The 21,242-nt window shown below is 71.2% G+C and carries 19 protein-coding genes; 15 read left to right on the top strand and 4 right to left on the bottom strand.

Translation table 11 applies throughout. From position 1 onward, the window contains the following. The first annotated feature begins 2 nt into the window (after nucleotides 1–2). The 5 genes from AC5RUW_RS11835 to treZ are packed head-to-tail and all read left to right on the top strand — an operon-like array spanning nucleotide 3 to nucleotide 8,266. On the top strand, nucleotides 3–353 hold the full coding sequence (locus AC5RUW_RS11835; RefSeq protein ID WP_494160904.1) for a holo-ACP synthase: 351 nt from the start codon (nucleotides 3–5) through the stop codon (nucleotides 351–353). Between the two features lie 29 nt (nucleotides 354–382). Next, nucleotides 383–1,918 (top strand): bifunctional ADP-dependent NAD(P)H-hydrate dehydratase/NAD(P)H-hydrate epimerase, encoded by a 1,536-nt coding sequence (locus tag AC5RUW_RS11830; protein ID WP_494160903.1) that lies wholly within the window; start codon nucleotides 383–385, stop codon nucleotides 1,916–1,918. A gap of 56 nt (nucleotides 1,919–1,974) precedes the next feature. Next, the gene (gene glgX / locus AC5RUW_RS11825; RefSeq protein WP_494160902.1) at nucleotides 1,975–4,194 is read left to right on the top strand and encodes a glycogen debranching protein GlgX; all 2,220 of its coding nucleotides are present in this window, start codon (nucleotides 1,975–1,977) and stop codon (nucleotides 4,192–4,194) included. Then, the gene (gene treY / locus AC5RUW_RS11820; protein ID WP_494160901.1) at nucleotides 4,191–6,506 is read left to right on the top strand and encodes a malto-oligosyltrehalose synthase; all 2,316 of its coding nucleotides are present in this window, start codon (nucleotides 4,191–4,193) and stop codon (nucleotides 6,504–6,506) included. Before glgX ends, treY begins: the two co-directional genes overlap by 4 nt. Further along, nucleotides 6,506–8,266 (top strand): malto-oligosyltrehalose trehalohydrolase, encoded by a 1,761-nt coding sequence (gene treZ / locus AC5RUW_RS11815; RefSeq protein ID WP_494160900.1) that lies wholly within the window; start codon nucleotides 6,506–6,508, stop codon nucleotides 8,264–8,266. Before treY ends, treZ begins: the two co-directional genes overlap by 1 nt. 31 nt (nucleotides 8,267–8,297) lie before the next feature. Here treZ and AC5RUW_RS11810 read toward each other — a convergent pair whose 3' ends face one another. Then, the gene (locus AC5RUW_RS11810) at nucleotides 8,298–9,281 is read right to left on the bottom strand and encodes an SDR family NAD(P)-dependent oxidoreductase (RefSeq protein ID WP_494160899.1); all 984 of its coding nucleotides are present in this window, start codon (nucleotides 9,279–9,281) and stop codon (nucleotides 8,298–8,300) included. Between the two features lie 98 nt (nucleotides 9,282–9,379). After that, nucleotides 9,380–10,219 (bottom strand): SDR family oxidoreductase, encoded by an 840-nt coding sequence (locus tag AC5RUW_RS11805; RefSeq protein WP_494160898.1) that lies wholly within the window; start codon nucleotides 10,217–10,219, stop codon nucleotides 9,380–9,382. Between the two features lie 175 nt (nucleotides 10,220–10,394). Here AC5RUW_RS11805 and mgrA point away from each other — a divergent pair, with 175 nt between their 5' ends. The 7 genes from mgrA to tsaD all read left to right on the top strand — a co-directional run bounded on the left by mgrA (nucleotide 10,395) and on the right by tsaD (nucleotide 16,181). Continuing rightward, entirely contained in the window at nucleotides 10,395–11,441 is a 1,047-nt protein-coding gene (gene mgrA / locus AC5RUW_RS11800) for an L-glyceraldehyde 3-phosphate reductase (RefSeq protein WP_494160897.1), read from the top strand. Next, nucleotides 11,438–11,986: a GNAT family N-acetyltransferase gene (locus tag AC5RUW_RS11795; RefSeq protein ID WP_494160896.1), complete on the top strand. Its 549-nt coding sequence runs from the start codon at nucleotides 11,438–11,440 to the stop codon at nucleotides 11,984–11,986. The genes mgrA and AC5RUW_RS11795 overlap by 4 nt, the downstream gene beginning before the upstream one ends. Before the next feature lie 19 nt (nucleotides 11,987–12,005). Next, nucleotides 12,006–13,304 carry an alanine racemase gene (alr, locus tag AC5RUW_RS11790; RefSeq protein ID WP_494160895.1) on the top strand — a complete coding sequence of 433 codons (1,299 nt, stop codon included), beginning with the start codon at nucleotides 12,006–12,008 and terminating at the stop codon, nucleotides 13,302–13,304. After that, complete coding sequence (gene tsaE, locus AC5RUW_RS11785) at nucleotides 13,301–13,843, top strand: tRNA (adenosine(37)-N6)-threonylcarbamoyltransferase complex ATPase subunit type 1 TsaE (RefSeq protein WP_494160894.1); 543 nt, start codon at nucleotides 13,301–13,303, stop codon at nucleotides 13,841–13,843. Before alr ends, tsaE begins: the two co-directional genes overlap by 4 nt. 81 nt (nucleotides 13,844–13,924) lie before the next feature. Beyond that, a complete protein-coding gene (tsaB, locus tag AC5RUW_RS11780; protein ID WP_494160893.1) occupies nucleotides 13,925–14,593 on the top strand; it encodes a tRNA (adenosine(37)-N6)-threonylcarbamoyltransferase complex dimerization subunit type 1 TsaB in 669 nt (222 codons plus the stop codon). A 17-nt stretch (nucleotides 14,594–14,610) separates the two neighbouring features. Further along, nucleotides 14,611–15,117 (top strand): ribosomal protein S18-alanine N-acetyltransferase, encoded by a 507-nt coding sequence (gene rimI, locus AC5RUW_RS11775; RefSeq protein ID WP_494161063.1) that lies wholly within the window; start codon nucleotides 14,611–14,613, stop codon nucleotides 15,115–15,117. Further along, nucleotides 15,114–16,181: a tRNA (adenosine(37)-N6)-threonylcarbamoyltransferase complex transferase subunit TsaD gene (gene tsaD / locus AC5RUW_RS11770; RefSeq protein ID WP_494160892.1), complete on the top strand. Its 1,068-nt coding sequence runs from the start codon at nucleotides 15,114–15,116 to the stop codon at nucleotides 16,179–16,181. The genes rimI and tsaD overlap by 4 nt, the downstream gene beginning before the upstream one ends. A gap of 56 nt (nucleotides 16,182–16,237) precedes the next feature. Here the strand turns inward: tsaD and AC5RUW_RS11765 are convergent, their stop codons facing one another. After that, nucleotides 16,238–17,383 (bottom strand): glutamate--cysteine ligase, encoded by a 1,146-nt coding sequence (locus tag AC5RUW_RS11765; RefSeq protein WP_494160891.1) that lies wholly within the window; start codon nucleotides 17,381–17,383, stop codon nucleotides 16,238–16,240. Nucleotides 17,384–17,533: 150 nt separating this feature from the next. On the opposite strand from AC5RUW_RS11765, the gene AC5RUW_RS11760 reads away from it, so the two are divergent. Next, on the top strand, nucleotides 17,534–18,346 hold the full coding sequence (locus AC5RUW_RS11760) for a shikimate 5-dehydrogenase (protein WP_494160890.1): 813 nt from the start codon (nucleotides 17,534–17,536) through the stop codon (nucleotides 18,344–18,346). Nucleotides 18,347–18,402: 56 nt separating this feature from the next. Continuing rightward, nucleotides 18,403–18,747 carry a hypothetical protein gene (locus AC5RUW_RS11755; protein WP_494160889.1) on the top strand — a complete coding sequence of 115 codons (345 nt, stop codon included), beginning with the start codon at nucleotides 18,403–18,405 and terminating at the stop codon, nucleotides 18,745–18,747. Nucleotides 18,748–18,769: 22 nt separating this feature from the next. On the opposite strand, the gene AC5RUW_RS11750 is transcribed toward AC5RUW_RS11755, so the two are convergent. Then, the gene (locus AC5RUW_RS11750) at nucleotides 18,770–19,987 is read right to left on the bottom strand and encodes a THUMP-like domain-containing protein (protein WP_494160888.1); all 1,218 of its coding nucleotides are present in this window, start codon (nucleotides 19,985–19,987) and stop codon (nucleotides 18,770–18,772) included. A 92-nt stretch (nucleotides 19,988–20,079) separates the two neighbouring features. On the opposite strand from AC5RUW_RS11750, the gene AC5RUW_RS11745 reads away from it, so the two are divergent. Continuing rightward, nucleotides 20,080–21,240 carry a MalY/PatB family protein gene (locus AC5RUW_RS11745; protein WP_494160887.1) on the top strand — a complete coding sequence of 387 codons (1,161 nt, stop codon included), beginning with the start codon at nucleotides 20,080–20,082 and terminating at the stop codon, nucleotides 21,238–21,240. Nucleotides 21,241–21,242: the final 2 nt, after the last annotated feature.

The raw sequence follows: 21,242 nt of genomic DNA, 5'->3' as shown, positions 1-21,242 counted from the left end.
CGGTGATCGTCGGGATCGGCGTCGACGTCGTCGACGTGCCGCGGTTCGGCCGCCAGCTGGAACGCACGCCCGGGCTGCGCGCCCGGCTGTTCACTCCCGCCGAGCGGGAGCTGAACCTGCGTTCCCTGGCGGCCCGGTTCGCCGCCAAGGAAGCGGTCGCGAAGGCGCTCGGCGCGCCGGCCGGCATGAACTGGCAGGACTGCCAAGTCGGCATCGACGGCGCCGGCGCCCCCTTCGTGCAGGCCAGCGGGACCGTCGCTGCCGCGGCCGAGGAACGCGGCGTGCGGCGCTGGCACCTCTCGCTCAGCCACGACGGGGACGTCGCCACCGCGATGGTGGTCGCCGAAGACTGAGGCGGCGGGACGGTACTAGGCTGGTCGACATGATCAGCGCGTACTCCGGAACCGCCGTCCGTGCCGCCGAGGAGCCGCTGCTGCGCCAAGGCCTGGGACCGGTGCTGATGCAGCGGGCCGCCCACGGGCTGTATACGGCCGCAGCCCGACAGCTGCGCAGCCGCCGGGGCAGGGTCTACGGGGCCGGCGTCACGGTGCTGGCCGGTGCCGGCAACAACGGCGGCGACGCTCTCTACGCCGGCGCCCGGCTGGCTGCCCGCGGTGCCTCCGTTATCGCTCTGCTGTTCGCCGAGCGGGCCCACCCGGAGGCGTTGGCGGAGTTGGTCCGGTGCGGCGGCACCGTCCGGACCGTTTCGGATGCGCGGAGCGCCGCCGGGCTCTGCCGTTCCGCTGACCTGGTCCTCGACGGCCTGCTCGGCACCGGCGGCAGGGGCGGGCTCCGCGGCCCGGCGGCCGAGGTTGCCGAGGCCCTCGTTCCCGCCCGTGAAAGCCAGGGGACGGGCCCCTTTCTCCTGGCCACGGACCTGCCCAGCGGCATCGACGCAGACACCGGAGCCGCTGCGGGCCCGCACATCCGGGCCGATGCCACCGTGACCTTCGGCGCCTGGAAGACCGGGCTGATGGCCGGCCCCGGCGCCGCCGCGGCCGGCAGCGTCGAATGCGTCGACATCGGCCTCGGCCCGCACCTGGGGGAGCCCGAACTGCGCCGGCTGGAAGCCGCCGACGTCGCCGCGGCCCTCTACCGGCCCCGCGCCACCGACCATAAGTACACCCGCGGCGTCCTCGGCGTCGCCGCCGGCTCGGCCACCTATCCGGGAGCCGCCGTGCTGGCCGTCGGCGCCGCCCTGGCCACCGGCGTCGGCATGGTCCGCTACCTCGGCGCGCCCGACGTCGCCCGGCTGATCAACATCGCCCATCCGGAGGCGGTCTGCAGTGGGGGCCGGGTGGATGAGACCCACGTCCAGGCCTGGCTGGCCGGCCCGGGGGCCGGAACCGATGAGGAGCAGCGGCTGCGGGCCCGCGCCGCCATGGCCGCGGGCCTGCCCGCCGTCATCGACGCCGACGCCCTCTCCGAAGTGCATCCGGGACTGGGCGCGCAGACCGTACTCACCCCGCATGCCGGGGAACTTGCACGCCTGCTCGGCACCCTGGGCGAGTCGGTGGACCGTGCCCGGATCGAGGAGGATCCGTTGTCCTGGGCCCGGCGGGCGGCCGGACTGACCGGAGCCACCGTTTTGCTGAAAGGCTGGGCCACCCTCGCGGTCGGCCCGGACGGCACCGCCTACAGCCAGGCCGACGCCACCGCCGGGCTCGCCACGGCCGGCAGCGGGGACACCCTAGCCGGGATCCTCGGCGCCCTGCTGGCCACCGACCACACCGCCCCGGACGAGCGGACTCCCGACCACTACGCCCGCCTGGCCGCAGCCGCCGCCAGCCTGCACGGGCTCGCCGGATCCCGGGCCGCCCGCAGGGGGCCCGTCGAGCCGTCGAAACTGCCGGCGGAGATCCGTTCGGTGGTGGCCGAGCTCACCACCGGGGACGGCTCCGGCCGGGGTAAGGTGTGAAACTAAGCAGGCATACTAAATTGGTGTCCTGCACACCACCGACGTCAGGAGCACAGATGGAAGTTTGGCCGGGTGATGCCTATCCGTTGGGCGCGACCTATGACGGGCACGGCACCAACTTCGCCCTCTACAGCGAGGCCGCCGAATCGGTGACCCTCTGCCTGTTCGACGACGAGGGCAGGGAGGAGCAGATCCGCCTGCACGAAGTCGACGGGTATGTCTGGCACTGCTACCTGCCCAACGTCATCCCCGGGCAGAAGTACGGCTTCCGGGTGGACGGCCCCTACGATCCGGCCAACGGCTGCCGCTGCAACCCGAACAAGCTGCTGCTGGATCCCTATGCCAAGGCCGTGGCCGGTGAAATCGACTGGGACCAGGCGCTGTTCGGCTACAACTTCGGCGACGAGGACTCCCGCAACGACGAGGATTCCGCCGCCCACATGATGCTCGGCGTCGTCGTCAATCCCTTCTTCGACTGGGACGGGGACCGGCTGCCGCGCATTCCGTACCACAAGTCGGTCATCTACGAGGCCCACGTCAAGGGCCTGACCATGCTGCACCCGGAGGTTCCCGAGGCCGAGCGCGGCACCTATGCCGGCATCGCGCATCCGGCCGTCATCGAACACCTGCAGAAACTCGGCGTCACGGCGATCGAACTGATGCCCGTGCACCAGTTCGTCAACGACTCCACGCTGCAGGAGAAGGGCCTGTCCAACTACTGGGGCTACAACACCATCGGCTTCTTCGCCCCGCACAACAAGTACAGCGCCACCGGCGACGCCGGGCAGCAGGTGCAGGAGTTCAAGGCCATGGTCCGCGCCCTGCACCGGGCCGGAATCGAAGTGATCCTCGACGTCGTCTACAACCACACAGCCGAGGGCAACCACCTGGGCCCCACCCTGTCCTTCCGTGGCATCGACAACAAGTCGTACTACCGCCTGGTCGAGGACGACCAGCGGTACTACATGGACTACACCGGCACCGGAAACTCGCTGAATGTGCGGACCCCGCATTCGCTGCAGCTGATCATGGACTCGCTGCGCTACTGGGTCACCGAAATGCACGTGGACGGGTTCCGGTTCGACCTCGCCTCAACCCTGGCCCGCGAGTTCTACGACGTCGACCGGCTCTCCAGCTTCTTCGAACTCGTCCAGCAGGACCCGGTGGTTTCCCAGGTCAAGCTGATCGCCGAGCCCTGGGACATCGGTCCCGGCGGCTACCAGGTCGGCAACTTCCCGCCCCTGTGGACGGAATGGAACGGCAAGTTCCGCGACACCGTGCGGGACTTCTGGCGCGGCGAGCCCTCCACCCTGGGCGAGTTCGCCTCCCGGATCACCGGCTCCGCGGACCTCTACGAGTCCTCCGCCCGCCGCCCGGTCGCGTCGATCAACTTCGTCACCGCGCACGACGGGTTCACCCTGCGTGACCTGGTGTCCTACAACGAGAAGCACAACGAGGCCAACGGCGAGGACAACAACGACGGCGAGTCCCACAACCGCTCCTGGAACTGCGGCGTCGAGGGCCCCACGGACGACCCGACGGTGCTCTCGCTGCGGGCCCGGCAGCAGCGGAACTTCCTCGCCACCCTGCTGCTGTCCCAGGGCGTGCCCATGCTGCTGCACGGCGATGAACTGGGCCGCACCCAGCACGGCAACAACAACACGTACGCCCAGGACTCCGAGCTCACCTGGGTCAACTGGGACGCCATGGACACCCCGCTGGTGGAATTCACCGCCGCCGTGAACCGGCTGCGCGCCGAGCACCCCACCTTCCGCCGCCGGCGTTTCTTCGACGGCCGTCCGGTGCGCCGCGGCGAGGGCGAAGTCCTGCCGGACATCGCCTGGCTGCGCGAGGACGGAACCCCCATGGAACCGGAGGACTGGGACGCCCAGCTCAGCCGCTCCCTCGGTGTCTTCCTCAACGGCCAGGGCATCCCCGGCCGCGACGAGCGCGGCCAGCGGATCGTCGACGCGAATTTCCTGCTCTACTTCAACGCCGACGACGACACGGTGAAGTTCACCGTCCCGGGCAAGGAGTACGGTCCGCTCTGGGACCGGGTCATCGACACGGCCGGCGGATACGAGACCGAGGAGACGGTCGCCCCGGACTCGCCGCTGAACGTTGCCGCCAAGTCCCTGGTCATCCTCCGCGCCCATCCCGAGGAGGAAGAGGACCACGACCACTCAGTGGCCGCGTCCCTCGCCGTCCTCGCAGCGGCGGACGAAGCAGCCGCCGACGCGGCCGCGGACACCGCCGTGGAAGAGGGCGACGCGTGAGGACACCGGTCTCCACTTACCGCCTGCAGATCACGCCGTCCTTCACCCTCCACGACGCCGCCGCCCTGGTACCGTACCTGGCGGACCTCGGCGCGGACTGGGTCTACCTGTCGCCGATCCTGACCGCGGAGCCCGGCTCCGACCACGGCTACGACGTCGTCGATCCGTCGGCCGTCGACCCCGCCCGCGGCGGAGCCGAGGGCCTGCGCGCGCTGTCCGAGGCGGCGCATGCAGCCGGGCTCGGCGTGCTGGTGGACATCGTGCCCAATCACATGGGCGTGGCGACGCCGCGCGCCAACGCCTGGTGGTGGTCGCTGCTGCGGGAGGGGCCCGGCTCCCCGTATGCGTCCGCGTTCGATATCGATTGGGACGCCGCCGGCGGCCGTATCCGCCTGCCGGTGCTCGGCGACGGGGACGATGAGCTGGCGAACCTCCAGCTGGTCGACGGCACGCTGCGCTACTACGACCACGTCTTCCCGGTCGCAGAGGGCACGGCCGACGACGGGGCCGGCGCCCGCGAGGTGCACGGCCGCCAGCACTACGAGCTGGTCAGCTGGCGGCGGGCCGACAGTGAGCTGAACTACCGCCGGTTCTTCGGCGTCAACACGCTCGCCGGAATCCGCGTTGAGGAGCCCGAGGTCTTCGAGCAGGCGCATGCCGAGGTCCGCCGCTGGTTCGAGGCCGGGCTGGTGGACGGGCTGCGGATCGACCACCCGGACGGCCTTGCCGACCCCGGCGGCTACCTTGAGCAGCTGCAGAAGCTGACCGGCGGCGCCTACGTCCTGGTGGAGAAGATCCTCGAGCCCGGCGAAGTCCTTCCGGACGGCTGGGAAACGGCGGGCACCACCGGCTACGACGCCCTGGCCGCCGTCGACCGCCTCTTCGTCGATCCCGCCGCGGAACAGGCGCTGACCGCCGTCGCGCCCGCCCGGGACTACCGCCGGATGATCCACGACACCAAGCGCGCCATCGCCGACGGGATGCTCAACTCGGAGGTGCAGCGCCTGGTGCGCCTGCTGCCGCCGGACACCGGCCTCGACCCGGCGACCGCCGCGGACGCGCTCGCCGAGCTGCTCGCCTGCTTCCCGGTCTACCGCAGCTACCTGCCCGACGGCGCCGCGTACCTCGCCGAGGCCGTGGACCTGGCCATGGTGCACCGCCCGGACCTGGCCCCCGCACTGGAGGCCCTGCACCCGCTGCTGAACCCCGCGCTCGCAGGAGGAACCGGCCCGCTTCCCGAGCTGCCCGTCCGGTTCCAGCAGACCAGCGGCATGGTCATGGCCAAGGGCGTGGAGGACACCGCGTTCTACCGGTACAGCAGGCTGGTCTCCCTGAACGAAGTCGGCGCCGATCCGTCCGTCTTCGCCCTGGACCCCTTCGACCTGCACCTGGAGCTGCTCCGGCGCCAGCGCGAACGTCCGGCGGCGATGACCACGCTCACCACGCACGACACCAAGCGCAGCGAGGACACCCGCGCCCGGATCAGCGTCCTGTCCGAACTGCCCGGCGACTGGGCCGCGGCCTTCGCCCGGCTGCAGGAGGCAGCGCCGATCCCCGACGCTCCGTTCGCCAACCTGCTCTGGCAGTCGCTGCTGGGAGCCTGGCCGCTGTCGCGCGAACGCGCCCACGCCTATGCGGAGAAAGCCGCACGGGAGGCCGGCAGCTCAACCACCTGGACCGACGTCGACCAGGCGTTCGAAGACGCCATGCACGCCGCCGTCGACGCCGCGTTCGACGACCCGAGGGTCCGTGGGGAACTCGAACGCCTGGACGCGCGGATCACCGCCGCCGGCTGGTCCAATTCCCTGTCCGCGAAGCTGCTGCAGCTGGCGATGCCGGGCGTGCCCGACGTCTACCAGGGCACCGAGTACTGGGACCGCTCGCTGGTGGACCCGGACAACCGGCGGCCGGTGGACTATGCGGAGCGAGCCCGGACGCTCGCCGCCCTGGCGGACGGAGCGGCCCCCGCGCCCGACGCCGACGGGCGGGCCAAGCTGCTGCTGACCTCCCGGGCGCTCCAGCTGCGCCGGGCCCGGCCCGAACTGTTCACCGGTTACGCCGCGGTGCCTGCCCGGGGCGCGGCCGCCGACCACGTCTTCGCCTTCGACCGCGGCGGCGCAGTCGCTGCCGTGACGCGGCTGCCGGTCGGCCTGGCGGCTGCAGGCGGCTGGGGCGACACCGTGCTGCAGCTGCCGGCCGGCAGCTGGCGCGAGGTGGTGACCGGGGCACTGCACGAGTCCGACGGGACCATCGCCGTGCAGGACCTGTTCAGCACGTATCCGGCCGCTCTGCTCGTACGGGAGGACAACTGATGCGCACCGACTTCACGGTCTGGGCTCCGGACGCCGACACCATGACGCTGCTGGCGGACGGCCGCAGGCTGCCCATGAGCCGCGGGGAGGGCGGCTGGTGGCATGTCCAGCACGCCCAGCTGACCGAGGACATCGACTACGGCTACCTGATCAACGGCGCCGACACGCCCGTTCCGGACCCGCGGTCCCGACGGCAGCCGGAGGGCGTGCACGGGCTCTCCCGCACCTTCGACCCGGCGGCCTACCAATGGCACGACGCCGGCTGGCGCTCGCCGGGACTCGACGGGCAGGCCATCTACGAGCTGCACGTGGGCACCTTCACCCCCGAAGGCACCTTGGACGCCGCCGCCGGGAAACTGCCCTACCTGCGGGACCTGGGCGTGCAGTACATCGAGCTGCTGCCCGTGAACGCCTTCAACGGCACCCACAACTGGGGTTACGACGGCGTCCTCTGGTACGCGGTCCAGGAGACCTACGGCGGGCCGGAGGCCTACCAGCGGTTCGTGGACGCCGCGCATCAGGCCGGTCTGGGCGTCATCCAGGACGTCGTCTACAACCACCTCGGGCCGAGCGGCAACTATCTGCCCATGTTCGGCCCCTACCTCTCGCAGGGAAAGTCGAACACCTGGGGAGATTCGATCAACCTCGACGGACCGCTCTCCGACGACGTCCGCCGCTACATCCTGGACAATGTGGCCATGTGGTTCCGCGACTACCATGTCGACGGGCTGCGGCTGGACGCCGTGCACGCGCTGCATGACGAGCGGGCGGTGCACATCCTCGAGGAGATGGCGGCCGAAACGGACCGGCTGGCCGCGGAGCTGGACAAGCCGCTGTTCCTCATCGCCGAGTCGGACCTGAACAACCCCCGCCTGATCACCGGACGGGACCGGGGCGGCTACGGGCTGGCCGGGCAGTGGTCGGACGACTTCCATCACGCCGCCCACAGCAACCTCACGGGGGAGACCATCGGCTACTACGCCGACTTTGGCTCCCTCGGTGCGCTGGCCAAGGTGCTGGAGAAAGGGTTCTACCACGACGGGACCTTCTCCTCCTTCCGGGAGCGCAGCCACGGCCGGCCGCTGGACCCGGACGCGAACACAGCCCGCCAGCTGGTGACGTTCATCCAGGACCACGACCAGGTGGGCAACCGTGCGGCCGGAGACCGGCTCAGCCCGGCGCTGGGATATGACCGCCTCGCGCTCGGCGCGGTGCTGTACCTGACCGGCCCCTTCACGCCCATGCTGTTCATGGGGGAGGAGTTCGGCGCCTCCACGCCATGGCAGTTCTTCACCTCCCACCCCGAGCCGGAGCTGGGCAGGGCCACCGCGGAGGGCCGGCTGAAGGAATTCGAGAAGATGGGCTGGGACCCGGAGACGGTGCCCAACCCGCAGGACCCGGAGACCTTCCGGCGCTCCAAGCTCGACTGGAACGAAGCCGGGCAGGGCGACCATGCCCGGCTGCTGGACCTGTACCGCCGGCTGCTGCAGCTGCGGCGGTCCCTCCCCGAACTGACGGACCCGGACCTGCGGCACACCGGCGTCGAGTACGACGAGGATCAGGGGTGGCTGGTGGTCCGGCGCGGCGACGTGGGGATCGTGCTCAACTTCGCCGACACTGAACGGCTCGTTCCGGTCCCGGCCGGTGCGCCGGGCGGGGGCGGGGTCCTGCTGGAGACCGTGCCGGCCGCGGTGTCCGCCGAGGGGATCAGGCTGCCGCCGCACGGAGCCGCCGTGCTGCGCCTGGCGGGCGAAGGCTGACACGCGCAGGAGAAGCTGAGCCGGCGGCGGTTCAGCTCCGTCGCTGCCGCCGCACCGCGGCGGCGGCGACGGCAGCCGCCGGGAGCAGGGCAGCCAGGGTGTTTCGCCGCGCCGTCCGTGCCCGTCCATGCCAGCCGCCGTCGACCGAGCCCGCGGCATCGGCGGCAGCGGGCCCGTAAAGGGAGCCGGGTGACGGCGCGGCCGGCTCGCGGCGGGAGAGCTGGCCGCGGTCCACCTGCACCGCCATGAAGGCCTCCACGGGGCGCGGCATGAGCCGATGCTGCGCAACCAGCGAGCGGCCGATCAGCCCCACGACCGCCTCCGGGCGGGGGCGGCCGAGCAGGCGGACGATCTGCCGGGCCACGGCGTCGGCCGTGTACACCGGCGGCATCGCCAGGGCACGCCGTCCGCTGTAGTTGGCGCCGTGCTGGAAGAACGGCGTGTCGATGGTCGGCGGCAGGACCGTGCAGACATGGATGTTCCGTGCCCGGGCCAGCCGCAGCTCCGAGCGGAGGCTGACGCCCAGCGCCCGGACCGCGGCCTTGGACATGGAGTAGGGCGCGGTGTAGGGCTGGGGCACTTCACCCACGATCGAGGCCACGTTGATCACCGTGCCGGCCCCCTGCGCGCCCATCTGTTCCAGCGCCTGCCGGCAGCCGTACACATACCCCATGACGTTGACGTCCAGAACCCGCCGGACATCAGCCAGGGGTGTCTGCAGGAAGGGCGCGAAGGAGCCCACGGCGGCATTGTTGATCCAGACATCGATCCGGCCGAATTCCTCCCGGGCGCGCTCGGCGAGGGCACGGACGGCGCGCTCATCGGCAACGTCGGTGGGCACGGCAAGGCTTCGCACCCCGTGCCGGCGGCACTGCGCCGCCACCTCCTCCAGCGCCTCACCGCGGCGGGCGGCCAGGACGACGTCGGCCCCCCGGCGGGCCAGGCGGAGGGCCGTGGCCCTGCCGATGCCGCTGGAGGCTCCGGTCACGACGGCGACTGATCCACGGATCTTCACGGCTGGCTCCTGTTCGTGCCCGGGGCGGGCGGAGAGGTGATGGCTGGCGGGGAGGCGGCGGCGTCGGGCCGACGGCGGCGGGCGCGGGAGCTGCGGCGCTACAGGATCGGGTTGCCGCCGGTGACGGCGATGCGGGCACCTGACATGTAGCTGCCGTCGTCGGAGGCCAGCAGGACGTAGGCCGGGGCGAGCTCAGCCGGTTGGCCCGGACGGCCCAGCGGAACATCGGAACCGAAGCTCTCCACCTTCTCGGGCGGCATGGTGGACGGGATCAGCGGAGTCCAGATCGGGCCCGGCGCGACGCTGTTCACCCGGATGCCGCGCCCGCCGAGCAGCTGCGCCAGGCTGGCGGAGAGGTTGGCGATAGCCGCCTTCGTCGCCGAGTACGGGGCCAGGGTGGGCACCGGGTTGTCCGAGTTGACGGAGGAGCTGCCGATGATCGAGGACCCGGGGCCCATGTGCGGCAGGGCCGCCTTGATCAGGTAGAACATCGCATTGATGTTGACCTTGAAGGTGTATTCCCACTCCTCATCGGAGATCTCCTCCAGGGTGGGCCGGTCCATCTGGAAGGCGGCGTTGTGCACCAGCACGTCGATGCGGCCGAATTCCTGCACCGCGGTGTCGATGACCTTGCGGCACTGGGCGGCGGTGTCGAGGTCGCCGGGCACCAGGACGGCCTTCTGCCCGGCCTCCTCCACCAGGCGGGCGGTGTTGCGCGCGTCGTCGTCCTCGTTGAGGTAGGAGATCAGCACATCGGCCCCCTCGCGGGCGAAGGCGATCGCCACCGCACGGCCGATGCCGCTGTCGGCGCCGGTGATCACGGCCTTCTTGCCCTTGAGCTTGCCGGACCCGCGGTAGCTCTGCTCACCGCAGTCGGGGACCGGCTCCATTTTCGACTGGATACCGGGAACGTCCTGTTGCTGCGCCGGCTGGCTCATTGTGGTCCTTCCTGTCGGGGTAACACGGTAACTCCACAAACCTAAGCAGGCTTAGTAGTTTTCGGCAAGGCGCAGGCCCTTGTCCCGCGGCCGGGCGACCGTCGGCCCGTGCTCGGCTCGCCCCGGCGACACGCGCACTGACGGGCCGCCGGCTCCGGGTGGCAGGATAGGGCCCATGACATATGTTGCTGCCGACAACCGATATGAATCCATGCCCTATCGACGGGTGGGCCGCAGCGGGCTCCAGCTGCCCGCGGTCTCCCTGGGCCTCTGGCACAACTTTGGCGATGACCGGGAGTTCGAGACCCAGCGGCAGATCCTGCGACGGGCCTTCGACCTGGGCGTGACCCACTTCGACCTCGCCAACAACTACGGACCGCCCTACGGCTCCGCCGAGACGAACTTCGGCCGGCACCTGCGCGACGATTTCCGCCCCTACCGGGACCAGCTGGTGATCTCCACCAAGGCCGGATACGACATGTGGCCCGGGCCCTACGGCAACTGGGGCTCGCGCAAGTACCTGCTCTCCAGCCTGGACCAGTCACTGGAACGGATGGGCCTGGACTACGTCGACATCTTCTACAGCCACCGGCCGGACCCGGACACGCCCCTGGAGGAGACCATGGGTGCGCTGGACACCGCTGTCCGCTCCGGGCGGGCGCTCTACGCCGGCATTTCCTCCTACTCCCCGGAAAAGACCCTGGAAGCGGCGCGGATCCTGCGCGGGATGGGTACCCCGCTGCTGATCCACCAGCCCTCCTACTCGATGTTCAACCGGTGGGTGGAGCAGGGCGATCCCAACCTCTTCGCGGCCCTGGACGAAGCGGGCGCCGGATCGATCGCGTTCTCGCCGCTGGCCCAGGGCCTGCTCACCGGCAGGTACCTGAACGGTGTGCCGGAGGGGTCCCGGGCGTCGGCCGGAAAGTCGCTGGACCCCGGGATGATCACCGATGAAAACCTCGCCCGGGTGCGTGCGCTCAACGAAATCGCCGAGTCGCGGGGCCAGACCCTGGCGCAGATGGCCATCGCCTGGGTGCTGCGCCCCCAGGCCGCCGGCGGGCAGGTCACTTCGGCGCTGATCGGGGCATCCTCGGTGCGGCAGCTGGAGGACAGCCTCGCCGCCGTGCAGAAGCTGCAGTTCAGCGACGAGGAACTGCGCCGCATCGACGAGCACGCCGTCGACGCCGGCATCAACCTGTGGGCGAAGGCCCTCGACGCATGAGCGACGCGGCGCATCCGCAGCCGGACACCCTGCAGGTGCGCCGCGCCGTCGACGGCGACTGGCCCGGGATCTGGGCCGTGATGGAACCGATCGTCCGCGCGGGGGAGACCTACTGCTGGGACCGGGACATGGATGAGGGCACCGCCCGCGGCGAATGGATGGAGCCGGCCCCGGCCGCGGTGTACGTCGCGGTGGACGGGGACGGAACAGTGGTGGGCACCGCCCTGCTGCACCCCAACCGGTCCGGCCCCGGCGACCACGTGGCCAACGCCTCCTTCATGACGCATGCCGCCCACGGCGGCCGGGGCATCGCCCGCAGGCTGGCCGGGCATGTCCTCGCCGAGGCCCGGGCCCAGGGCTATACGGCAATGCAGTTCAACGCCGTCGTCGAGGCCAACCGGCGCGCCGTCGCCCTCTGGCAGTCGCTGGGCTTCCGCATCCTGGCCACGGTGCCCGAGGCCTTCCGGCATCCGACCGAAGGCCTGACCGGACTGCACATCATGTACCGTGCGCTGGAGCCGGAAGCGGCCGGTCCGGGCGAATAGCCCGGCGGCGGGTGGAACAATGGAGGGCGTGAACTACCTGGAAACCGCTCCCGCCTCCGAACGCCGGGCCATCGTCGACCTGGCCGCCATCCGGCACAACGTGCACCGTTTCGCCGAGATCGCCAGCCCTGCCCGCATCATGGCGGTGGTCAAGGCCGACGCCTACGGCCACGGGGCGGTGCCCGTCGCACAGGCCGCACTCGCCGCCGGCGCGGCCTGGCTGGGAACCGCGCACATCTCCGAGGCCCTGGAGCTGCGCAGCGCCGGCATCACTGCTCCCGTGCTCGCCTGGCTGCACACCGTCGAGAGCGACTTCTCCGCCGGCATCAGCGCGGACATCGACCTCGGCATCTCCGGATGGGAGCTGGAGTCCGTGGTGGCGGCCGCCCGCTCGCTGGAAATGCCCGCCCGGGTGCACCTGAAAATCGACACCGGCCTGGGCCGCAACGGCTGCCCGCCCGACCTCTGGGAGGCCTTCGTCGGCCGCGCCCTGGCCTACCAGGAGGAGGGGCTGCTGCGCGTCGTCGGGATCTTCTCGCACTTCGCCGTGGCGGACGAGCCGGACCGGCCCGAGACCGATGAACAGCTGGACGCGTTCCGCACCGCCGTCGCCGTGGCGGAGGACGCCGGGGTGGACGTGGAGGTGCGCCACATCGCCAACACCCCCGCCGTCCTGGCCCGGCCCGACACCCACTTCGACCTGGTCCGCGTGGGCCTGGGCCTCTACGGACTGTCGCCGTTCCCGGGACAGACCTCGGCGGAGCTGGGCCTGCGCCCGGCGATGACGCTGGCGACCACCGTGGCCAACTGCAAGGAGGTGCCGGCCGGCCAGGGCGTGTCCTACGGCTTCCGCTACCGGACCCCGGAGGCGACCACGCTGGCCCTGATACCGGTGGGCTACGGCGACGGCATTCCGCGCACGGCCGCCGGAGGCGTGGTCAGCATCGACGGCACCGTCCACGAAGTGGTGGGACGGATTGCCATGGACCAGATGGTCGTCGATCTGGGGACCACCGGCATCGCCGGCACCGAACGGACCCTCATCGGCCGTGAAGCGGTGCTGTTCGGGGGGCCGGGCCACCCGAGCGTCGACGCATGGGCTGAGGCCGCCGGCACCATCAACTACGAGATCATCACCCGCATCGGCTCCCGGGTGACCCGCGTGCACATCGACAGCGAGCAGGCCGCCCGGCAGGACGCCGACGCGGGCGCGTCCTCGCTGTCCGCCGACACCCCTGCCAACGTGGCCGTCTCCGCGCCGGACGCGGACGGCCCGCAGGAGATCTCCGCCGACACCGCCGCGGCAGGCAACCGGTGACGGGCGGCGGGTTCCCGGCATGGGAACGGGAGTACCGGACCGCCGGGGCGGACGCCACACGCAGCTTCGCCGAACGCCTCGCCGGCTTCCTCGGGCGTGGAGACCTGCTCCTGCTCACCGGTGAGCTCGGCGCCGGCAAGACCACCTTCACCCAGGGGCTGGGCAGGGGGCTGGGGGTGCGTCCGGGCATCATTTCGCCCACCTTCGTCCTCGTCCGCCAGCACCCGAACCTGGGCGACGGTCCCGACCTGGTGCACGTCGACGCCTACCGCCTGGGCTCTGAGGGGGAGATCGACGACATCGACCTCGAGTCCACCATGGACCGTGCGGTGACGGTCGTGGAGTGGGGACGCGGGCTCGTGGAGCACCTGGCCGAGAGCAGGCTCGAAGTGGTCCTGCTGCGTGCCGTCGGCGGCGACGGCGCGCCCGGCGGCAGCGACGCCGGCCTGGACTTCTCCGCCGATGACGACGACGAGGAGCGGGTCATCCGGATCGCCGGCTACGGGCCGCGCTGGGAACAGGCGCCGGACCTGGACTGACTGCGGCCCCCGGGGACGGACGATCCCGGCGGCCCGCCGCTCCGTGCCGGGCCCGGAGCCGGGGGACGTAAAATAGGCACCGTGCTGATTCTCTGCCTCGATACCTCCGCCATTGCAAGCGCCGCGCTGCTGACCGGGGAGGGAGAGATCCTGGCCGAGTTCGCGACCGAGGACACCCGCAGCCATGCCGAGGTGCTCGCCCCGGCCATCCGCGACCTGCTCGCCGCAAGCGGTACCGCGCCGGCCGAGCTCGACGCGCTGGTCGTCGGCGTCGGCCCCGGCCCCTTCACCGGGCTCCGGGCGGGAATCGCCACCGCCCGCACCCTCGCATTCGCCTGGGGCAAGCCGCTGCACGGAATGATGAGCCTTGACGCGCTGGCCTTCGACGCGGCGCTGGACGCGTGGCGCTCCGGCGTCGACGAGTTCCTGGTGGCCACCGACGCCCGCCGCCGCGAGGTCTACTGGGCCCGCTACCGGAGCACCGGCGGCACCGCCCATCTGATCGACGGCCCGCACGTGGGCGCCGCCGGAGAACTGCCGCAGCTGCCGGCCTACGGCGCCGGTGCCGGCCTCTACAACGGGGTGCTGCCCGCCGTCCCGGCCTTCGCCGCCGCCCAGCCCACCGCCGCCGCCCTGGGCCGGGCCGCCGTCGTGCCGCTGACCCGGGGCCTGCCGCTGCCCGAGCCCGCGCCCCTCTACCTGCGTGAATCCGATGCCAAGGTTCCCGGGCCCCGGAAGCGCGCGCTGTGAGTGCGTCCCTGCGCCCCATGACCGCCGCGGACCTGCCGGAGGTGCACCGGCTGGAAACCGCGCTGTTCCCCGTCGACGCCTGGCCGCTGCAGATGTTCCGGGATGAACTCGCCCACGCCGACACCCGCGCCTACTACGTGGCCGAGGACGGGGACGGGCGGATCATCGGCTACGCCGGGCTGATGTGCGTGCTGCCCATCGCCGACGTGCAGACCATCGCCGTCGTGCCGGAACGGGAGGGCGCCGGCGTCGGCTCGCGCCTGCTGACACTGCTCATCGAGGAAGCGCGCCGGCGGGGTGCGGCGGACGTGCTGCTCGAGGTGCGCCGCGACAACCCCCGTGCCCAGCGCCTGTACCAATGGTTCGGCTTCCGGCAGATCCACGTCCGGCCGCGCTATTACCGCGACGGCGTGGACGCGCTGATCATGCAGCTGCCGCTCCACGAGTGGCAGGGCCCGCCCGCCCGCCGCGGCGCGGACCCCGCCGAACCCCATGGACCCCTCACCGAAAAGGACCCCTCATGAACCGCACCGAACCGCTGGTGCTCGGCATCGAATCCTCCTGCGACGAGACGGGCGTGGGCATCGTCCGGGGAGAAACGCTGCTGACCAACACGGTCTCGTCCTCCATGGAGGAGCATGTACGGTTCGGCGGCGTGATCCCCGAGATCGCCTCGCGCGCCCACCTGGAGGCCTTCATTCCCACGCTGCAGGCCGCCCTCGACGAGGCGGGCGTGACCCTGGCGGACCTTGACGCCATCGCCGTGACCTCCGGACCGGGGCTGTCCGGGGCCCTGATGGTGGGCGTGGCCGCCGCGAAGGCCCTGGCGGTGGCCACCGGCAAGCCGCTGTACGCCATCAACCACCTGGTCGCGCACGTGGGAGTCGGGGTGCTCGACGGCGGGGCGCTGCCGGAGAACCTCGGCGCCCTCCTGGTTTCCGGCGGGCACACCGAAATCCTGCGGGTGCGCTCGCTGGCCTCCGACGTCGAGCTGCTCGGCTCCACCATTGACGACGCCGCCGGGGAGGCCTACGACAAGGTGGCCCGCATCCTGGGCCTTGGCTACCCGGGCGGACCGGTCATCGACAAACTGGCGCGGGAGGGAAACCCGACGGCGATCCGCTTCCCGCGCGGCCTCACCCAGCCCAAGTACATGGGGACGGCCCAGGAGCCGGGCCCGCACCGGTACGACTGGTCCTTCTCCGGCCTGAAGACCGCCGTCGCCCGCTGCGTGGAGCAGTACGAGGCCGCCGGCGAACCGCTGCCGGTGGCCGATATCGCCGCGTCCTTCCAGGAGGCCGTGGTCGACGTGATCACCGCGAAGGCGGTGCTGGCCTGCAGCGAGCACGGCATCACGCATCTGCTGCTCGGCGGGGGAGTGGCGGCCAACTCCCGCCTGCGCGCCCTGGCCGAAGAGCGCTGCGCGGCGGCCGGCATCAAGCTGCGGGTCCCGCCGATCAGCCTGTGCACCGACAACGGGGCGATGATCGCCGCGCTGGGCGCCCAGGTGGTGACGGCCGGGGTGCAGCCAAGCGACCTGGGCTTCGCTCCGGACCCGTCGCAGCCGGTGTCGCAGATCAGCCTCTGAGCACTTCTGGACGGTACTTCCCCGGACAGCCGCCCGCTTTGGGAGCGCCGGTAACGCTAGGCTTCGCCGCGCAGCTGCCGGACGTTGTCCCGGACGACGGCGCGCAGGTCCCCGCCGTTCTCTTCGGCGGCGCGGCGCTGGCGCTGGTAGCCGGCGCCGCGCTCGATGATGCGCGCCACGTCGGCCAGTTCCTGCGGGCAGCCGAGCTTGTCCGCGACCGGTGCCAGCCGCGGAAGGACGTCCTCGAGCAGATGGTCGGTGACCAGCTTTTCGTTGCCCGCCGCGTCGAGGATGATGATGGCGTCCAGCCCGTACCGGGCCGCCCGCCACTTGTTTTCCTGCACGTGCCAGGGCGGCATGGTGGGAATGCTGCCGCCGTTGTCCAGGATGGTGGAGAACTCATCGACCAGGCACTGAGTCAGTGCGGCGACGGCGCCGACCTCCTCCAGGGTCGCCAGGCCGTCACAGACGCGCATCTCGATGGTGCCCAGGCCCGGCACGGGGCGGATATCCCAGCGGATCTCGCTGATCGCGTCGATGACCCCGGTGGTGAACATGTCCTGCACGTAGCCCTCGTACTCGGACCAGGTGCGGAACTGGAACGGCAGCCCGGCGGTGGGCAGCTGCTGGAACATCAGCGCCCGCTGCGAGGCGTATCCGGTGTCTTCGCCGCCCCAGAACGGGGAGGAGGCGGACAGGGCCTGGAAGTGCGGGAAATAGTTGACCAGACCGTCCAGGACCGGAAGCGCCTTGTCCCGGGAGTCCAGGCCCACATGCACGTGCACGCCGTAGATGAGCATCTGCTGGCCCCACCACTGCGTGCGGTCGATCAGCTTTGCGTAGCGTTCCTTGTCCGTGACCGGCTGGGAGCGCGGGGCCGCGAACGGGTGCGTTCCGGCGCAGAAGAGCTCAACTCCCATGGGATCGGTGACCCGCCGGACGGCGGCCATGGAGCGGGCCAGGTCCGCCTTCGCTTCGGCAACGGTGGTGCAGACGCCGGTGACCAGTTCGACGGTGTTTTCCAGCAGCTCCTGCTTGACCTGGGGATGTTCGCTGCCCGGTTCCAGGCCGGCGTCGGCGCACAGCCGCGCCAGGACCTCGTCGGCCACGGAGACCAGTCCGCCGTCGGCGCGGTCCACCAGCGCCAGCTCCCATTCCACGCCCAGGGTCGACTGCGCGGACGCGGCGAACTCTATTTCCACAAATGTCTCCCGGCTGCTCGGTGGTTGGATCCGGTGACCGGTGCTGCTGTGAGCCCGGAAGAACCGGTTTCAATCCTATCGGCGGCCGGGGCACTGCCGATCCACCTCCCGTAAGGCCGGGCAGGAGGCGGCGGCCGCCATAATGGTCAGATGCCGATCCTGAACAAAGACATGGTCCTGTGCATCTCGCTGGCAGCCCGGCCCAGCAACATCGGAACCAGGTTCCACAACTACCTGTACGAAAAACTCGGCCTGAACTACGTCTACAAGGCCTTCGCCCCGGCGAACCTCGGGCAGGCGATTGCCGGAGTGCGCGGGCTGCCGATCCGGGGCTGCGCGGTGTCCATGCCGTACAAGGAGGAGGTCATTGCGCTGGTGGACCGCATGGACCCCTCCGCGCAGGCGATCGATTCGGTCAACACGATCGTCAATGACGACGGCGTGCTGACCGCGTACAACACGGATTACCTGGCGGTTGCCCGGCTGCTGGCCGAACACGGGGTGCCGACGTCGTCCTCCGTCCTGCTCCGCGGCTCCGGCGGCATGGCCAAGGCGGTGGCCGCCGCCCTGCGGGACGCCGGGTTCAGCCGGGTGACCATCCTGGCACGCAACCCGAAGACCGGTCCGGCGCTCGCGGAACGGTACGGCTTCACCTGGGCCGCCGACGGTGCAGGATTGACCGCCGATCTGCTGATCAACGTCACCCCGCTGGGCATGGCCGGAGCCGACGAGGACGTCCAGTCGTTCAGCGACGAGGCGGTCGCCGCAGCGGCCACGGTGTTCGACGTGGTCGCCCTGCCCGCCGAAACGCCGCTGATCAGGGCAGCGCGGGCTGCCGGCAAACCGGTGATCACCGGCGCCGAGGTCATCGCAGGCCAGGCGGAGGAACAGTTCGTGCTCTACACCGGGGTCCGGCCCGCACCCGAACTCGTGCGTGAAGCCGGCGAGTTCTCACGGGCCTGACCGCGTACGGCAGCGGGAGAACAGACAGGAACCCAACGGACAGAGAGGGCGGAGCGATGACGGACCGGGACTGGACCGAGTCTGAGTGGACGGAGATGCAGATGCAGGAGATGCGCGAGCACGTGATCCTGCGCCTGATGGGACGGCAGCCGATCTGGATGCGGCCGGACGTCATCACGCCCGACCTCGACGCGGCGGACGCCTGGCCGGAACTTTGTGCTGACCTTTCCGAGGACGCACGGCGTGCGGTCCGCGAGGCCTACGCCGGATCCAGCCTGGCAGCGCGCGGCCTGGGGCGCCCGGCGCCCACGCGGACTATGGTTGCTGAGCTCGCTGCCGAGGCCCGGGAGCGGGTGGCCGGAGACGACAGCTGGCCCTCTCCCGGCAACCGGCGCAGATGACCGCCGCAGCTCCCGCTTTCCCCTAAGCCGAGGGCAGCGGCTCGACGACGATCGCGACCCGCTCCTCGCCGATCCGGGTCAGCACCAGCGTCGCCTTGTTCGGGCCCTTGGCCCCGCCGGACAGCAGCTGCCGGCGCAGCTCCTCGGGCGTCACGGACATGCCGCGCTTCTTGATGTCCAGCACCCCGATGCCTTCCTCCCGCACCCAGGCCTTCAGCGACCGCACGTTGTAGGGACGCACGTGGTCGATCCGGTACCCGCGCGCGAACGGCGAATACATGGCTTCGGGCGCCGCAATGTAGGCGATCTGATCATCCAGCAGGTGCCCGCCCAGGGCGCGGGCGACGTCGGCCACCAGTCCGGCGCGGATCACCGCGCCGTCCGGCTCGTACAGGAACCCCTCGGCCGGCCCGGTCTCCACGTCCTGGGCTGCGGGGTCGTAGTCCACCTGGCTGGTCAGCTCGGCCGCGCCGCCGTCGCTGATGACCAGCGCGGCCCGCCGTACGCCCTCGCGCGCCAGGGTGTTGAACCACAGCGTGGCTTCGGTGACGTCGCCGTCCACCGACACCCACTGGGCCTCGCAGCCGGCCGGCAACGACTCGTGCGGAATGCCCGGCCCCATCTTTACGCCCACCGGCATGCCGGTGTCCGCGAGCCGCTCCACGAAGGACAGCGGCGGGGAAAACGCCTCGGGGTCGAAGATCCGCCGGGTGCCCGACGACGAGGTGGACCGGCGCGCCGGATCCATCCACACGCCGTCGAACCCCGAGACGTCGAAGTGCTCCGCATCGCCCTGGACCACTTTCGCGTTGGGCCAGGGCATCAGGTTGATGGTCGCGGCCGCGGCGGTGATTTCGTCGAGCTCGACGGCGGTGACCTGCCGGTCCAGGGTGGCCAGGGCCAGCGAGTCGGCGCCGATGCCGCAGCCCAGGTCCGCCACCTTCTGCAGGCCGGCCTGCTGGAAACGCTGCGCGTGCAGCGCGGCGACGTTCAGCCGGGTGGCCTGCTCCAGGCCGGGAGCGGTGAAAAGCATGTGCTCGGCGAACGGACCGAACTTGGCCCGGGCCTTCATGCGCAGCTTCGCCTGGGTCAGCACCGCCGCCACCAGCTCGGGGGAGTGCCCGGCCCGGCGCAGGTCGGTGTTCAGCTTCAGGGACTCGGACTCCAGATAGGGGCCGAGCGAGTTGAGCAGTTCCCATCCCTCCGGGGTCAGGACATGGGCGAGGGAAGTATCGGGCATGCCTACAAGCCTAGTGGCTGCCGGAGCGGCCCGGGCGTGCGGCGGCCCTCGGAGCGGGTGCCCCGGGCGCACGGGTTCGATAGGTTGGGGCCATGAGCAACCTTGCCGCTGATCCCCTTGACGTCCTGCGCCGGCGCACCAGCGCCAAGTGGCGCACCTACTCCGAGGATGTGCTGCCGCTGTTCGTGGCGGAAATGGACTTTCCGCTGGCGCCGGCGGTCAGCGCCGCGATGATCGGCCGGATCGAAGCCTCCGACGTCGGCTACGTCTCCGGTCCCGGTCCGGTGGGACCTGCCTTTGCCGGGTTCGCGGCGCGCCGGTGGGGCTGGCAGGTGGACCCGGCGGATGTGCGCACCACCACCGATGTCAGCGTCGCCATCGTCGAGGCCCTCCGGCAGGCCGTGCGCCCGGGCGGGGAAGTGGTCATCACGCCGCCGGTCTATCCGCCGTTCTTCGAACTGCCGGTCGAGGCCGGGGCCGTGGTGCGCGAGGTGCCGCTGCTTGACGGCCCGGACGGCTGGTCGCTGGACCTGGCCGGGCTGGAGGCGGCCTTTGCCGACGACGGTGTCGAGGCGTTCCTGCTGTGCAACCCGCACAACCCGCTGGGCCTGGTGCACGACCGGCACACCCTGGCACGGGTGGCGGACCTGGCCGGGCGGTACGGGGTGCGGGTGGTCAGTGACGAGATCCACGCCCCGCTCGTGTACCGGCCGAGCGAGTTCACGCCGTTCCTCTCGGTGTCCGACGCCGCCCGGGCGGTGGGTGTGTGCGTCACCGCTGCGAGCAAGGGCTGGAACATCGCCGGGGCCAAATGTGCCCTGATGATTGCCTCCGATGACCGCACCCGGCTGCTGCTGGATGCGATGCCGGCCGAGGTCGGCTTCCGGACCAGCATCCTTGGCCTGGCCGGGACCACGGCCGCCTACACCGACGCCGATCCCTGGCTGGATGATGTCCTGGCGGCACTGGACGCGAACCGGAGGCTGCTGGCCGACCTGCTGGCCGCGGAACTGCCGCAGGTCCGGTATCGGATTCCCGACGCCGGCTACCTGGCCTGGCTGGATTTCCGTGGCCTGGGCTGGGGCGAGGACCCGGCCGGAACCGCGCTGGAGCAGGCGCAGGTGGCGCTGGAATCCGGGCTGAAGTTCGGCTCGGAAGGCACCGGGCGGGCCCGGCTCAACTTCGGCTGCTCGCCGGAGGTGCTTCAGGAGGCGCTGCGCCGGCTGGCGGCGGTCCCGGCGTCGGGAGCCTGACT

Source organism: Arthrobacter sp. Y3222053 (assembly GCF_059092805.1).
Note: the sequence above shows the minus strand (reverse complement) of the source record. Positions and strands in the feature narration are given on the sequence as shown.